14 protein-coding genes and 2 tRNA genes are annotated in these 14500 nt (G+C 64.7%); 11 read left to right on the plus strand and 5 right to left on the minus strand.

Annotation, left to right across the window (positions count from 1 at the left end; all coding sequences use genetic code 11):
* Window positions 1-27 precede the first annotated feature (27 nt).
* From pcnB to rraA, 7 genes are all read left to right on the plus strand, one after another.
* Window positions 28-1386: a polynucleotide adenylyltransferase PcnB gene (pcnB, locus tag C8E02_RS12425; protein WP_047967096.1), complete on the plus strand. Its 1359-nt coding sequence runs from the start codon at window positions 28-30 to the stop codon at window positions 1384-1386.
* On the plus strand, window positions 1383-1868 hold the full coding sequence (gene folK / locus C8E02_RS12430) for a 2-amino-4-hydroxy-6-hydroxymethyldihydropteridine diphosphokinase (protein WP_120811137.1): 486 nt from the start codon (window positions 1383-1385) through the stop codon (window positions 1866-1868). The genes pcnB and folK overlap by 4 nt, the downstream gene beginning before the upstream one ends.
* 37 nt (window positions 1869-1905) lie before the next feature.
* Window positions 1906-2544, plus strand: a complete 639-nt coding sequence (locus C8E02_RS12435; RefSeq protein WP_120811139.1) for a deoxynucleoside kinase — start codon at window positions 1906-1908, stop codon at window positions 2542-2544.
* A 113-nt stretch (window positions 2545-2657) separates the two neighbouring features.
* On the plus strand, window positions 2658-3449 hold the full coding sequence (panB, locus tag C8E02_RS12440) for a 3-methyl-2-oxobutanoate hydroxymethyltransferase (RefSeq protein WP_047967093.1): 792 nt from the start codon (window positions 2658-2660) through the stop codon (window positions 3447-3449).
* 9 nt (window positions 3450-3458) lie between these two features.
* A complete protein-coding gene (panC, locus tag C8E02_RS12445; RefSeq protein WP_120811141.1) occupies window positions 3459-4292 on the plus strand; it encodes a pantoate--beta-alanine ligase in 834 nt (277 codons plus the stop codon).
* A gap of 37 nt (window positions 4293-4329) precedes the next feature.
* Window positions 4330-4710, plus strand: a complete 381-nt coding sequence (gene panD / locus C8E02_RS12450) for an aspartate 1-decarboxylase (RefSeq protein WP_120811143.1) — start codon at window positions 4330-4332, stop codon at window positions 4708-4710.
* A gap of 84 nt (window positions 4711-4794) precedes the next feature.
* Window positions 4795-5274 (plus strand): ribonuclease E activity regulator RraA, encoded by a 480-nt coding sequence (rraA, locus tag C8E02_RS12455; protein WP_120811145.1) that lies wholly within the window; start codon window positions 4795-4797, stop codon window positions 5272-5274.
* Window positions 5275-5349: 75 nt separating this feature from the next.
* Here rraA and lolA read toward each other — a convergent pair whose 3' ends face one another.
* A complete protein-coding gene (lolA, locus tag C8E02_RS12460; RefSeq protein WP_120811147.1) occupies window positions 5350-5952 on the minus strand; it encodes an outer membrane lipoprotein periplasmic chaperone LolA in 603 nt (200 codons plus the stop codon).
* Window positions 5953-6016: 64 nt separating this feature from the next.
* On the minus strand, window positions 6017-7609 hold the full coding sequence (locus C8E02_RS12465; protein WP_120811149.1) for an NAD+ synthase: 1593 nt from the start codon (window positions 7607-7609) through the stop codon (window positions 6017-6019).
* Window positions 7610-7754: 145 nt separating this feature from the next.
* On the opposite strand from C8E02_RS12465, the gene C8E02_RS12470 reads away from it, so the two are divergent.
* A tRNA-Ser gene (locus tag C8E02_RS12470) sits at window positions 7755-7845 on the plus strand.
* 48 nt (window positions 7846-7893) lie between these two features.
* A tRNA-Ser gene (locus tag C8E02_RS12475) sits at window positions 7894-7984 on the plus strand.
* Window positions 7985-8030: 46 nt separating this feature from the next.
* Here the strand turns inward: C8E02_RS12475 and C8E02_RS12480 are convergent.
* A complete protein-coding gene (locus C8E02_RS12480; RefSeq protein ID WP_245961143.1) occupies window positions 8031-8480 on the minus strand; it encodes an LEA/WHy family protein in 450 nt (149 codons plus the stop codon).
* Window positions 8481-8685: 205 nt separating this feature from the next.
* Between C8E02_RS12480 and C8E02_RS12485 the strand changes: the two genes are divergently transcribed.
* Window positions 8686-8973, plus strand: coding sequence for a hypothetical protein (locus C8E02_RS12485; RefSeq protein ID WP_147424494.1), 288 nt, complete (start codon window positions 8686-8688; stop codon window positions 8971-8973).
* 96 nt (window positions 8974-9069) lie between these two features.
* Here C8E02_RS12485 and C8E02_RS12490 read toward each other — a convergent pair whose 3' ends face one another.
* Window positions 9070-9660 (minus strand): IMPACT family protein, encoded by a 591-nt coding sequence (locus C8E02_RS12490; RefSeq protein ID WP_120811153.1) that lies wholly within the window; start codon window positions 9658-9660, stop codon window positions 9070-9072.
* A gap of 313 nt (window positions 9661-9973) precedes the next feature.
* Entirely contained in the window at window positions 9974-10591 is a 618-nt protein-coding gene (locus tag C8E02_RS12495) for a LysE family translocator (RefSeq protein ID WP_120811155.1), read from the minus strand.
* 232 nt (window positions 10592-10823) lie between these two features.
* Between C8E02_RS12495 and putA the strand changes: the two genes are divergently transcribed.
* Window positions 10824-14438: a trifunctional transcriptional regulator/proline dehydrogenase/L-glutamate gamma-semialdehyde dehydrogenase gene (gene putA, locus C8E02_RS12500; protein ID WP_120811157.1), complete on the plus strand. Its 3615-nt coding sequence runs from the start codon at window positions 10824-10826 to the stop codon at window positions 14436-14438.
* Window positions 14439-14500 lie beyond the last annotated feature (62 nt).

Raw genomic sequence — 14500 nt, forward strand, 5'->3', positions numbered from 1 at the left:
CTTTTTTTCTTTCTCAGTGTAGCCCCGATGATCCGTAAACTCATCAGTCGAATCTTCGACTTGCCTGCCAGCCTGGCCGGCAACAAGAGCAAGCCGCGTGTGCTTGCCCTGGCCCAGCACGGCGTGCGCCGTGACGCACTCAGCCATGCCGCCCTGCGTGTGGTATCGCGGCTGCAGGACGCCGGTTTCGCCGCCTATGTCGTCGGTGGCGCGGTGCGGGATCTGCTGCTGGGTGTCACGCCCAAGGATTTCGACGTGGCCACCAGCGCCACGCCGGAGCAGGTGCACCACCTGTTCCGCCGCTCGCGCATCATCGGCCGGCGCTTTCGCATCGTGCACGTGATGATGGGGCCGGAAACCATCGAGGTGACCACCTTCCGTGGCGGCGAAGTCGCCAACAAGAACGAAACCGGTCGCGTGATGGCGGACAACACCTACGGCAACCAGGTCGAGGACGCGCTGCGTCGCGACTTCACCGTCAATGCGCTGTTCTACAACCCGACCGATGAAACCATCATCGACTATCACCATGGCGTGAAGGACCTGCGCGCGAGGAAGCTGGTGATGATCGGCCAGCCGGCGCGCCGTTACCAGGAAGACCCGGTGCGCATGCTGCGTGCGGTCCGTCTGGCCGCCAAGCTGGATTTCACCATCGACGAACATACCCGCAAGCCGATTGCGGCCAACGCCGCGCTGCTGCGCAACGAGCCGCCGGCGCGGCTGTTCGACGAGCTGCTGAAGCTGCTGCACTCCGGCCACGCCTACGCCTGCCTGAAGATGCTGCGCGACGAAGGCCTGTCGCAGGGGACCTTCCCGCTGCTGGATGCGGTGATGGACGAGCCGGGTGGCGAGACCTTCCTCAAGAACGCGCTGGCCAATACCGACGAGCGCGTGCGCGCCGACAAGCCGGTTTCGGTCGGCTTCATGCTGGCGGCGATGCTGTGGGCGCAGGTGCGCAACCGCTGGCAGCAGCGCCTGCAGCAGGGTGAGCGCGACATCGCGGCACTGGTCGAGGCGATGGCGGAAGTGGAAACGCTGCAGGACAACGACTTTGCCATCCCGAAGCGCTTCTCGGCCACCATGCGCGAGATCTGGTTCCTGCAGCCGCGCTTCGAGAGCCGTGCCGGGCAGCGCCCGTTCCGCTTTGTCGAACAGCCGCGCTTCCGCGCTGCCTATGACTTCTTCTGCCTGCGCGCCGATGCCGGCGAGGTGCCGCGCGAGCTGCAGCAGTGGTGGGAAGACTTTCAGAACGGCGATACCGCCGAGCGCCAGCAGCTGGTCGACGACGTGCGCAACAGCGGTGGCGAAGCCGCCAATCCGGAGCGCAAGAAGCGCCGTCGCCGGCGCAAGCCGGCTGCCGCCGCGGGTGGCGGGGAGCCGGCGTGACCCTGGCGGTGATTGCGCTGGGCAGCAATCTGGAAAATCCGGTGCAACAGGTGGAGGCGGCGCTGCAAAGGTTGGCCGCATTGCCGGCCACGCGGCTGGTGCGCCGTTCCGCCTGCTACCGCACCGCCCCGGTCGGTTTCGCCGATCAACCCGATTTCATCAACGCGGTGTGCGAAGTCGACACCTCGCTGGATGCCGAAGCGCTGCTGGCGCAGCTGCTGCAGCTGGAACAGGACTTCGGCCGCGTGCGCAGCTTCCGCAACGCACCGCGGGTGCTGGACCTCGACCTGCTGCTGATGGACGGCGTCACGCGCGACAGCGAGTTTTTGACGCTGCCACACCCGCGCATGCACGAGCGTGCCTTTGTGATGCTGCCGCTGGCGGAAATGGCGCCCGAGCGGCAGTTGCCGCAGGGCCGGGTCAGCGACATCGCCGCTGCGCTCGACGGCAGCGGTGTCAGCCGCCTGCCACGCAGTAAATAACCCCCGGCAGCAGCGGCTGCCTCCCAAGGAGTACGTGATGACGCAACTGCGCTATGTCGTGGTGGAAGGCCCCATTGCTTCCGGCAAGGCCGCCCTGGCGCGCCGGCTGGCGGATCACTGGGCGGTGCGGCTGCTGGCGGAAGCCGCGGAGCAGAACCCGTTTCTCGAGCGTTTCTACCGCAATCCCCCGTATCACGGCCTGGCCACCCAGTTGTCCTTCCTGTTGCAGCGTGCCGACGCCGCGCGCGCGATGCTGGAAGGCGAGCTGCTGGCGACGCCGCTGGTGTCTGACTTCCTGTTCGAGAAGGACGCGCTGTTTGCCGAGCTGGCGCTGGAAGACGACGAGCTGGCGCTGTACCGCCGTATCGCGCCGGCGGTGTTGCGCGCCCACCCAGTGCCGGACCTGGTGATCTACCTGCAGGCGTCGCCGGAAACGGTGCAGCAGCGGCTGGAGCGGGGGGTGGCCAGTGGCGCGATGTCGCCGCTGCCGGCTGGCTATGTCCAGCGGGTACACGCCGCCTACAGCACGTTTTTCCACGCCTACGCGGGCGCGCCGCTGTTGATCGTCAACACCGATCATCTTGATTTGGTTGAAGGTGATGATGATTTCGGGCTATTGTTGCGCTGCATCAGCGAGATGCGAGGCCAACGCAGTTACTTCAACAAGGGTATCTGAACCCTGCCCGGCCGGAAGGCGGAGCCATCAGTTCCGCACCGCGGCCGCCCCTGCGTATCCGGGTGGTCACCCGCACCCCGGTCGCAGCTGCACGCAACGAGGAAATACAGAATATGAAAATAACCGTTAATACTTTGCAGACCATGGCCGCCGAAGGCCGCAAGATCAGCATGCTGACCTGTTACGACGCCAGCTTCGCCAGCCTGCTGGATGGCGCCGGTGTCGACATCCTGCTGATCGGCGATTCGCTGGGCATGGTGATGCAGGGGCGGGATTCGACGCTGCCGGTGACCATGGAACAGATGGAATACCATACCCGCTGTGTCGCGCAGGGCAGCAAGAACGCGATGGTGCTCGGCGACATGCCGTTCGGCAGCTACCAGGAAAGCCCGGCACAGGCGTTTGCCAATGCCGCGCGCCTGATGCAGGCCGGCGCGCACATGGTCAAGATCGAGGGTGGCGCCTTCATGGCGGAAACCGTGCGCTTTCTGGTGCAGCGCGGCGTGCCGGTGTGCGCCCATATCGGCCTCACCCCGCAGTTCGTCAACACTTTCGGCGGCTACAAGGTACAGGGCAAGAGCGAATCCGATGCCGAGCGCATCATGGCCGACGCCCGCGCGCTGGCCGACGCCGGTGCCAGCATGGTGCTGATGGAGTGCGTGCCGGCGGTGCTGGCAAAGAAGATCACCGAAGCGATCAGCGTGCCGACCATCGGCATCGGCGCCGGTCTTGATGTCTCCGGCCAGGTGCTGGTGCTATATGATGTGCTCGGCGTGTATCCGGGCAAGAAAGCGCGTTTCGTCAAGGACTTCATGGCCGAGGCGCAAAGCATCCAGGGCGCGGTCAGCGCCTACGTCGCAGCGGTGAAAGCACAGACTTTCCCGGCGCCCGAACACTGTTTCTGAGTCCGTCCCATGCAAATCATCCGTAGCATTGCCGAGCTGCGCGCCTGGCGCAAAACCGCCGGCCGCGTCGCCTTCGTCCCGACCATGGGCAACCTGCACGAAGGCCATCTGGCGCTGGTCGCCGCCGCGCGGCAGCACGCCGAACAGGTGGTGGTCAGCATCTTCGTCAACCGTCTGCAGTTCGGCCAGGGCGAGGATTTCGACGCCTACCCGCGCACCTTCGAGGCCGATGGCGACAAGCTGCGTGCCGCCGGCGTCGCGGTGCTGTTCTTCCCCGACGAGCGCGAGCTGTATCCGCGCATCAAGCAGGACTTCAACGTCGAGCCGCCGCATATCCAGAACGAGCTGTGCGGTGCCTTCCGCCCCGGCCACTTCCGCGGTGTGGCCACCGTGGTCGCCAAGCTGTTCAATATCGTGCAGCCGGACGTCGCCTGCTTCGGCAAGAAGGACTTCCAGCAACTGCACGTGATCCGCGCCATGGTCGACGACCTCAACATGCCGATCGAGATCGTGCCGGTGGATACCGGCCGTGCCGATGACGGCCTGGCGCTGTCGTCGCGCAATGGCTACCTCAGCAGCGACGAACGCGCCGAGGCGCCGCGGCTGTACCGCCAGCTGTCCGCCATCCGCGCGGCGCTGCAGGCAGGTGACAGCAATTATGCGGCGCTGGAAAAGGCCGCCTGTGACGAGCTGAACGGCCACGGCTGGCGCGTGGACTATGTCGAGATCCGTCAGGCCGACACGCTGGAGATCGCCCACGTCGGCGAGGCGCGGTTGGTGGTGCTGGCGGCGGCGCGTCTGGGTCGTACCCGGCTGATTGACAATATCGAAGTGGCGCGCTGACCCGCCGCGCCGCAAGCAACAACAGGAAGACCGAACCATGCAGCGTTCCATGCTGAAATCCAAGCTTCACCGCGTCACCACCACCCACGCCGAACTGCACTACATCGGCTCCTGCGCCATTGATGAAAACCTGCTGGAAGCGGCCGACATCAAGGAATACGAAGAAGTGCAGATCTGGAACGTGACCAACGGCGAGCGTTTCGCCACCTACGCCATCCGCGCCGAGCGCGGTTCCGGCGTGATCTCGGTCAACGGTTCCGCCGCGCGTCGCGCCGCCCCCGGCGACCTGCTGATCATCGCCTCGTTCGCCGCCTACGAAGACAGCGAGCTGGCGAATCACACGCCGAAGCTGGTGTTCGTCGACGAGCGCAACCAGATGACCGAGCTGGCGTCGCTGACGCCGGTGCAGCCGGCCTGATGCTGCCGTCGTGATCCGTTCGAACCAAGCCGCCCGCAGAGGCGGCTTTTTATTGTCTGAACACAAACGAGAAAAGGAGAAAGCATGAGTTTCCTGACAACCGATCTCTACGATGCCAACGAGGGCCGCGTGGCGGTGGTGGAGCCGATGTTCCGCGCCTACGGCGGCCGCGCCCGCTTTGCCGGGCAGGTGGTGACGCTGAAGGTGTACGAGGACAACACCCGCGTGCGCGAAGTGCTGGCCGAGCCGGGGCAGGGCAGGATCCTGGTGGTCGATGGTGGCGGCTCCAAACGCTGCGCGCTGCTGGGTGACCAGATTGCCGAGCTGGGGGTGAAGAACGGCTGGGAGGGCGTGGTGATTTACGGCTGCATCCGCGACTCGGTGGCCATCAATGCACTCGATATCGGCGTGCGTGCGCTGGATACCAACCCGAAGAAAACGGTGAAGCGCAACGAGGGGCAGCGCGACCTGGTGCTGGCCTTCGGTGCGGTGGAATTCGTGCCTGGCCACTGGCTGTACGTCGACGAGGACGGGCTGCTGCTGTCGGCGACGCCGCTGCTGTAAGCCCTTGCGGCCAACGTTGGCCGCAAGGCGTAAAAAAGCCGGCCCCGCGGGTCCGGCTTTTTTGCAATGGGCGACTTATTCGCCGACCACGTCGACGCCGGCGGGCGGGGTGAAGCGGAACTGCGCCGGGTTGACCTTGACGTTGCGCTGCAGGTTCTTGAACTGGATGCGGGTGACGTTGCCGAAGCTGTCGGCCAGCTCCATTTCCACCAGCTGGTTGGCGCTGAAGCCCATCTTGATCGATTCAAACGTGTTGTCGGCTTTTTTCGGGCTGGCGGCCAGCCATTCCACCTTGCCGGTCTTGCCGACTTCGCGCAGCTGGTAGTCGCGTTCGATGGCATTGCTGCCGGCCAGCAGCGCCGCCGGCGAATTACCCAGCGCGCCGGCCTGGTCACGGCGGGTGACCTGGGCCAGCTCCTTGTCGTACAGCCACAGCGTCTTGCCGTCGCCGACGATCAGCTGCTCGAATGGCTGGGCGTAGGTCCAGCGCAGCTTGCCGGGGCGCTGGATCTGCATGGTGCCGTGCGCGGTTTCCTGGCGCTGCTTGCCGCTCACCGTCTGGGTGAAATCGGCGGCCAGGGTCCTGGTGCCGGCGATAAAGGCCTTGAACTGGGGCAACGCGGCGGCGTGTACCGGCAGCGTGGCAGCCAGCAGCAGGCCGAGTAGGGCTTTCTTCATGTGATTCCTTTGACTGGCGCGGACGGTCGTCAGCAGTGCTACGACTGTCGCGCCGTGGCCGCGTTCAGCTGAAGCGGTTGGTAATCGGGTAGCGCCAGTCCTTGCCGAAGCCGCGATGGGTGATGCGTGGGCCGACCGGCGCCTGGCGACGCTTGTATTCGTTGATCTTCAGCAGGCGCACCACCTTGGCCACGTCGGCCTCGGCAAAGCCGGCCTTGACGATGTCGGCGGCGGACTGGTTGTGCTCGACGTAGCGTTCCATGATCGCGTCCAGCACGTCGTACGGGGGCAGACTGTCTTGGTCTTTCTGGTCGGGGCGAAGTTCCGCCGACGGCGGTCGGGTGATGATGCGTTCCGGAATGATCTCGCCCTGGGTGTTGCGCCAGCGGCACAGCGCGAATACCAGCGTCTTGGCCACGTCCTTCAGCACCGCGAAGCCGCCGGCCATGTCGCCGTACAGCGTGCAGTAGCCGGTGGCCATCTCCGACTTGTTGCCGGTGGTCAGCACCAGCTTGCCGGACTTGTTGGACAGCGCCATCAGCAGCGTACCGCGGATGCGTGCCTGCAGGTTTTCCTCGGTGGTGTCGGCCGGGAGGCCGGCAAACGACGGCGCCAGCGCGTTCATGAAGCTTTCGTACATCGGCCAGATTTCGATCTCGTCGTACTTCACGCCGACGCGCTGCACCATGTCGCGGCTGTCGTCGACGCTGATGTCGGCGGTGTAGCGTGACGGCATCATTACCGCGTGCACCTTGTCGGCGCCCAGCGCATCGACCGCGATGGCCAGCGTCAGCGCGGAGTCGATGCCACCGGACAGACCCAGCAGCACGCCGGGGAAGCTGTTCTTGACTATGTAGTCGCGCACGCCGACCACCAGTGCGCGGTACGCGCTCTCCAGTTCGTCCGGCAGCGGTGCAAGGTTGGCCGCAACGATGTCGCCATCCACCACATCCAGCAGCAGCAGTTCGTCGTCGTAGGCGGCGGCCTGCGCCACCACTTCGCCGGCCTTGTTCAGCGCGAACGAGGCGCCGTCGAACACCAGTTCGTCCTGGCCGCCGGTGAGGTTAACGTAGGCCATCGGCAGACCGGTTTCCTGCACCCGGTAGCGCATCACCTCATGGCGGGTGGCGATCTTGTTGAGGTGGAACGGCGACGCGTTCAGCGACACGATGACCTCGGCGCCGGCATCGGCGGCTTCGGCAGCCGGCTCCACCGACCAGCCGTCCTCGCAGATGATAATGCCGACCTTGACGCCGTTCTGCTCGAACACCAGTGGCGCGGCGCCGGGAGTGAAGTAGCGGCACTCGTCGAACACTTCGTTATTGGGCAGCAGCATCTTGTGGTACTGGCCCAATCTATGGCCATCCCGCAGCACGGTGGCGGCGTTGAAGCGCTCGTGGCCGAGGCGGGCAGGGTGGCCGATCACCAGCGTGATGCCGTCCAGCATTTCCAGTTCGTCGAGGCCGGCGTAGATGGCGCGGTAGAAGTGTTCGCGCAGCAGCAGGTCTTCCGGGCTGTAGCCGGTCAGTGCCAGCTCCGGCGTGACCAGTACGTCGGCACCCTGTGCCATGGCCGTCTTGGCCAGCTCGAGGATTTTGCGGGTGTTGCCGGCGATGTCGCCGACAACCGGGTTGAACTGGGCAAGTGCAATGCGCATCGGGAGAACCACCAGTAGAGAATCGATCGGCCAATTTTAGCGTTGTCTCGCCCGTACCGCATAAAAAACTTGCGCAACGGCCGACTCGCTTATACAATGCGCCTCCTCTGTTGCTTGAGCGGAAACGCCGGTGATAGGCCATCTAGGAGAGGTGGATGAGTGGTTGAAGTCGCACGCCTGGAAAGCGTGTTCAGGGTAATACCCTGACGGGGGTTCGAATCCCCCTCTCTCCGCCAGATTTCCATCGTGCCGCTGTGGCGGTGCGATATTGCAGTACGCCTCACGGAGAGGTGGATGAGTGGTTGAAGTCGCACGCCTGGAAAGCGTGTTCAGGGTAATACCCTGACGGGGGTTCGAATCCCCCTCTCTCCGCCAGTATTGAAAAAGCCAGCTGCCTGCAGCTGGCTTTTTTGCGTTTGCGCTACTGCCCCGGTAGCTGCCAGTCGCCCTTGCTGCGGAACGGCATGTCCCCTAGTCCGCCGACGCCGAACACGGTGCCGTCAATCTCGTAGCGCAGCGCCGTATGGTTGCTCGCCAGTTTGCCCAGCTGCTTCAGCCAGCCGGAGAGCGAGGTGTGCAGCAGCACCTTGACGGTATCGTTGCCCAGCGGCGGGATGCTGAACGGCTGGTTGCTGGCGCCGCGGGCAAAGTTATCGCCGTCGAGGCTGACATTGAAACGCAGTCCCTGCGCGCTGAGCGGCTGCTGGTTCGGGTTGCTGATGCGCAGCGTGACCTCGAACTCCTGCTCGAACAGCGTGGCCTTGGCGGTGGGCTGGATGTCGGCCAGTTGCACTTCCGGCTGTAGTCGCGACAGGCTGGCGCAGCCGCTGAGCAGTGCCGCCAGCAGTAGCGGAGTCAGATATTTCAGCATCGGTGTCTCCATTAATGGCGTGGTGGACAATACTCAGTGTATCTGCCCGCTTGTGACCGTGCGTTGCTGTTTTATCGATATCTGTTGCGCCACGGTTGCATGTGGTGACGCTTTGTTTCATATTGATGTGCTATTCGTTCAGGATATATGACGGTTCATGTTGCGCTGGCGCGGGTGGGCGGTCATGGTGGTGGCGAGGAGCAAGATGAACGCAGCAAAGAAAATCCGTTTGTACCTGCAGTCCGGGCAGGATGCGGCCCAGGTCGAAATCCTGCTGCAGCTGGCGTTCAGCCTGCAGACTGGCAAGCCGTTCCAGTTGCAGCCGCTGCATGACCTGGACGAACCATATTTCGATACCGCGCTGCAGCTGATCCGCGAGTGGCATCTGGATCACCACATCGCCTCGCGCAGCAAGTTGCTGGAAATGATCTACGCCCGCGGCCAACGTGTGGCCGCGCGCAATGCGCCGTCACCGGTTGTCACGGAACATTAACCTTGCGGGACTAAGCTTGCCTTGTTGCATCCTGTTTCGCTGATAGTCCCTGCAATCCTGTCGCAATTTGGCCCGCCACTGCGGGCCGTTTTCTTTTCAGTCCGCGCTCGGCCACTGCAGCTGGCCATGACAGGCCTCGTTGAGGCTGGCGATCAGTGCCGCGCCCTGCGATTCGGCAATGCTGAAGCTGAGCAGCACCGCCGCGCCGTGCTCCACCGCCAGCAGTTGCGCGTCAGCCGCCTGCAGCAGGCGGCGCAGCCTGCCTTCCAGCGGGTAGGGCGCGAGGCATTGCAGCTGCTGCTGGCGGATCAGTGGCAGCCGCACCGCCTGTTCCAGCGCGCTGGCGACGCTGTCGGTGTAGGCTCGCACCAGGCCGCCGGCGCCGAGCTTCACGCCGCCGTAGTGGCGCACCACGCTGGCCAGCACGCCCTCCAGCTGCTGGTGGCGCAGCACCTCCAGCATCGGGCGACCGGCGGTGCCGGACGGTTCGCCGTCGTCGTTGGCCGCAGAGTGGCCGCCGGCCATTAGCGCCCAGCAGACATGCGCCGCCGCCGGGTGTGCCGCTTTCAGCGCCGCGATGCGTGCCAGTGCGGCCTCACGGTCCGCCATGGGTTCGACACAGCCGAGGAAGCGGCTTTTCTTGATCTCGATCTCGCTATGGACCGCGTGTTGCAGGGTGAAGGGCATGCTGGTTCGACAGGTAAGGATCGGATGGTTGCGGCCAACCTTGATGCGCTGGCGGCAAGGTTGACCGCAAGTGGAGAGCTTGCTTCAGTTGCAGAACATGAAATCGTTCGGTTGGTCATGCAGCAGCCGACCCGGGCAGGACGCCACTTGCATGGCTACTCCATATATAGGGTGGCAAACGCTGCGAACAGTGACAGCGAGGTCGCCTGCGGGACGGCTGCAGTTGCGCCACGCACATCACGCAGGGCCGATGCGCTTGGCAGACGGGCGCGGCCACGATTGTCGCAGTTTTGCCGGCTGCGGACGAGGGCGGCTAGCGGTTCAGCGCCAGACGCAGGCCAAAGCCGACGAAGGCGAGGCCGAGCACGCGGTCGAGCAGGCGCTGCAGTCGTGGCGAGCGCAGCCAGGCGCCGGCACGTGCAGCCACCAGCGCCAGCACGCCGAACCACAGTATTCCCATCAATGCGTGGATCAGTGTCATCAGTACGCTGAGGGTAAACACGTCCTCGCCGGGGGCGATGAACTGCGGCAGAAAGGTAACGTAGAACAGCCCGACCTTGGGGTTGAGCAGGTTGGTCAGCACGCCGCGCCACAGCCATTGCCAGCCGCTGGCCGCCGTGCGCTGCGCGTCCGGCTCGCCCAGTGAGGAGGTGCGGCCACGTAGCAGTTGCCAGCCCAGCCACAGTAGCCACAGCGCGCCGCCAATGCGTAGCGCGGTATAGGCGGTTTCCGATGCTGCCAGCAGTGCACCGAGGCCAATGGCCACCAGCAGCCCCCACAACAGCACGCCGCCGCAGATGCCGATGCCGGCCAGCCAGGCGGTGCGCCGCCCTTCGTTGATCGCGGTGCGCAACACCAGTGCGGTATCGAGGCCGGGAGTGACGGTGAGGACGGCGGCGGCGAGGCTGAATAGCAGCAGGGCGTTGCTCATGGCGGGGTTTTCCGGACGGGTGCGGGATGATGATCTTGCCATGAATGGGTAAGGGCAGGGAGGGGCAGTGTTGCGTTGCTGTTGCGGTCGCCGAAGGGTGGGCTATATTTTTGTTGCGTTTCGATCGCAGGCGAAAACGTTCTTGCGTTATATTTTATATTGTCCAACAAGTTAATTTTAGATTGTATACAATAGGCAAGTTGGCAAATAAAATTGATAGAGGTGAGTTCTCATGCAGTTTCAGGCATTCGCGCGCAAACAAACCGCACTCCGTGACGCCATTACGGCAGCCTATCGCCGTGACGAGCAGGCTTGCGTCAAGACACTGACCGCCGAGGCGCAGATGTCGTCCGAGCAGGTGACCTCGGTCAAGACCCTGGCCGCCAAACTGGTTTCGAAAGTGCGCAGCGAGCGCACCAAATCCAGCGGTGTTGATGCGCTGATGCATGAGTTCTCTCTCTCCAGCCAGGAAGGCGTGGCGCTGATGTGCCTGGCCGAAGCGCTGCTGCGCATCCCGGACCGCGTTACCGCCGATCGCCTGATCCGCGACAAGATTTCCGGCGGCGACTGGAAGTCCCATCTGGGCAACAGTTCCTCGCTGTTCGTCAACGCCGCCGCCTGGGGCCTGCTGGTCACCGGCAAGCTGGTGTCGTCGCACAGTGCGCACGGCCTGTCCTCGGCCCTGACCCGCCTGATCGCCAAGGGCGGCGAGCCGCTGATCCGCAAGGGTGTCGATCTGGCGATGCGTATGCTGGGCAAGCAGTTCGTGACCGGCGAGACCATCGACGAGGCACTGGTCAACGGCCGCGAGCGCGAAGCCAAGGGCTACCGCTTCAGCTACGACATGCTGGGCGAAGCGGCGATGACCGAGGCCGACGCACAGCGTTACCTGCGTGACTACGAAGTCGCCATCCACGCCATCGGCAAGGAATCCAATGGCCGCGGCATTTACCAGGGCCCCGGCATCTCGGTGAAGCTGTCGGCAATCCACCCGCGTTACGTGCGCATGAAACACGAGCGGATGATGGCGGAACTGCTGCCACGTCTGAAACAGCTGTTCCTGCTGGCCAAGCAGTACGACATCGGCCTTAACATCGACGCCGAAGAAGCCGATCGTCTGGAGATCTCGCTGGACCTGATCGAAGCGCTGGCCAATGATCCGGATCTGGACGGTTTCGAAGGTATCGGCATCGTGGTGCAGGCCTACCAGAAGCGTTGTCCGTACGTGATCGACTACCTGATCGACCTCGCCCGCCGCAGCAAGCACCGCTTCATGGTGCGGCTGGTGAAGGGTGCCTACTGGGATGCCGAGATCAAGCGCGCCCAGGTCGACGGCCTCGACGGCTACCCGGTGTACACCCGCAAGGTCTACACCGACGTGTCCTACCTCGCCTGCGCCAAGCGCCTGCTGGCGGCACAGGACGCGATCTATCCGCAGTTTGCCTCGCACAACGCCTACACCCTGTCCGCGGTGTACCACCTTGCCGCCGGCAAGGACTACGAATTCCAGTGCCTGCACGGCATGGGCGAGAGCCTGTACGACCAGGTGGTCGGTGCCGACAACCTCGACAAGCCGTGCCGCATCTACGCGCCGGTCGGTTCGCACGAAACCCTGCTCGCTTACCTGGTGCGCCGTCTGCTGGAGAACGGGGCCAACTCCTCGTTCGTGAACCGCATCGTTGACGAGAGCGTGTCCATCGACGAGCTGGTGGAAGACCCGGTCGCCGAAGCACTGCGCCAGGGCGGTGAGCCGCATCGCAAGATCACCCTGCCACGAACCCTGTACGGTGCCGAACGTCTCAACTCGCTGGGCATGGACCTGTCCAACGAGCATGTGCTGCAACAACTGAACGACGCGCTGAATGCCGGTGCCGCGCAGAGCCTGCACCTGAAGCCGATGTTGGCCGCAGGCCCGCTGAGCGAAGGCGTGGCGCAGAACGTGCTGAACCCGGCCAACCTGCAGGACGTGGTCGGCACCATCCAGGAAGCCAGCGCCGCCGATGTCGAGCTGGCCTTGCAGCAGGCAGTATTGGCTGCGCCGCAATGGGCCGCCACCGCGCCGGCCGAGCGCGCCGCCTGCCTGGAACGCATGGCTGACCTGATGGAACAGCATATGGCCACCCTGATGGGGCTGGCCGTGCGCGAAGCGGGCAAGACCTTTGCCAACGCCATCGCCGAAGTGCGTGAGGCGGTCGACTTCTGCCGTTACTACGCGGCACAGGTGCGTCGTGAGTTCGACAACCAGACTCACCCGGCACTGGGTCCGGTGGTGTGTATCAGTCCGTGGAACTTCCCGCTGGCGATCTTCATCGGCGAAGTGGTGGCCTCGCTGGCCGCCGGTAACGTGGTGCTGGCCAAACCGGCCGAGCAGACCGCGCTGATCGCCGGTTTTGCCGTGCAGCTGCTGCATCAGGCTGGCGTGCCGGCCGGTGCGCTGCAGTTCCTGCCGGGCCGTGGCGAAGTGGTCGGCGCCGCGCTGACCCGCGACGAGCGCGTCAAGGGTGTGATCTTTACCGGCTCCACCGAGGTGGCACAGCTGATCAACCGTACCCTGGCCAAGCGCAGCGGCGAAGTGCCGCTGGTAGCCGAAACCGGCGGCCAGAATGCGATGATCGTCGACAGCTCGGCGCTGCCGGAGCAGGTGGTGGCCGACGTGATGTCGTCCGCCTTCGATTCCGCCGGCCAGCGCTGCTCGGCGCTGCGCGTGCTGTACCTGCAGCAGGACATCGCCGACAAGGTCATCACCATGATCAAGGGCGCGATGGACGAGCTGCGTGTCGGCAACCCGGCGCTGCTGGAAACCGATATCGGCCCGGTGATCGACGCCGAAGCGCAGCAGGGCCTGCTGCGTCACATCGACAGCATGAAAACCAAGGCGCGCGACTGCTACCAGGCGCGGCTGACGCCAGAGTGTGCCGACGGCACCTTCGTGGCGCCGACCCTGTTCGAGATCGACAGCGTCAGCCTGCTGCAACGCGAGGTGTTCGGTCCGGTGCTGCACGTGATCCGCTTCTCGGCGCAGGATATCGACCGCGTGGTGGATGAAATCAATGCCACCGGCTACGGCCTGACCCACGGCATCCACAGCCGCATCGACGAATCCATCGACAACATCGTCGCCCGCATCAAGGTCGGTAACGTCTACGTCAACCGCAACATCGTTGGCGCCGTGGTCGGCGTGCAGCCGTTCGGTGGTGAAGGCAAGTCCGGTACCGGTCCGAAGGCCGGCGGCCCGTTCTATGTCTACCGCCTCAGCGGCGCCAGCTGGAATCCGGAACTGGCGGCCAACCCGGTGGTGCCGGCGCTGTCCGAACTGGATCGCCTGCAGGGCGTGTTGGCGCAGTTGCTGCCGGATGCCACCGCCCAGACCCGTCTGCGTGAAGCCATCGCCTATGCCCGCCGCCACACGCCGCTGGCGAACATGGTGACGCTGCCAGGCCCGACCGGCGAGCGCAACAGCCTGCACTTCGCTGCCCGTGGCCGCGTCGGTTGCCTGGCGCTGACGCTGGAAGGCCTGCTGCAGCAACTGGTGGCGGTGTTTGCCACTGGCAACAGCGCGGTGTTGCTGGACGGCGCGCTGACCGCCGCCTTGCCGGCGACGCTGGCCGGCTTCTTCGTGGCCAAGGGCGGCGATGTCGCCAGCGCCGACGTGACGGCCGTGCTGTACGAGGGCGATGCCGCCGACCGCCTGCGCCAGACCCTGGCGCAGCGTGACGGTGCGCTGATCCCGTTGCTGACCGCGGATGAGGACGGCTACAACCTGCATCGCCTGGTTGTGGAGCGCGCAGTGAGCGTAAACACCACAGCTGCAGGCGGTAATGCCAGCCTGATGAGCATTGGTGACTAATCAGACTTGCCTGAGGTTGGCCGCATTGGAATAATGCGGCCAACCTTGGCATTTTGCCTTGG

The organism is Vogesella indigofera (assembly GCF_003633895.1).
GTDB classification, from domain to species: Bacteria; Pseudomonadota; Gammaproteobacteria; order Burkholderiales; family Chromobacteriaceae; genus Vogesella; species Vogesella indigofera.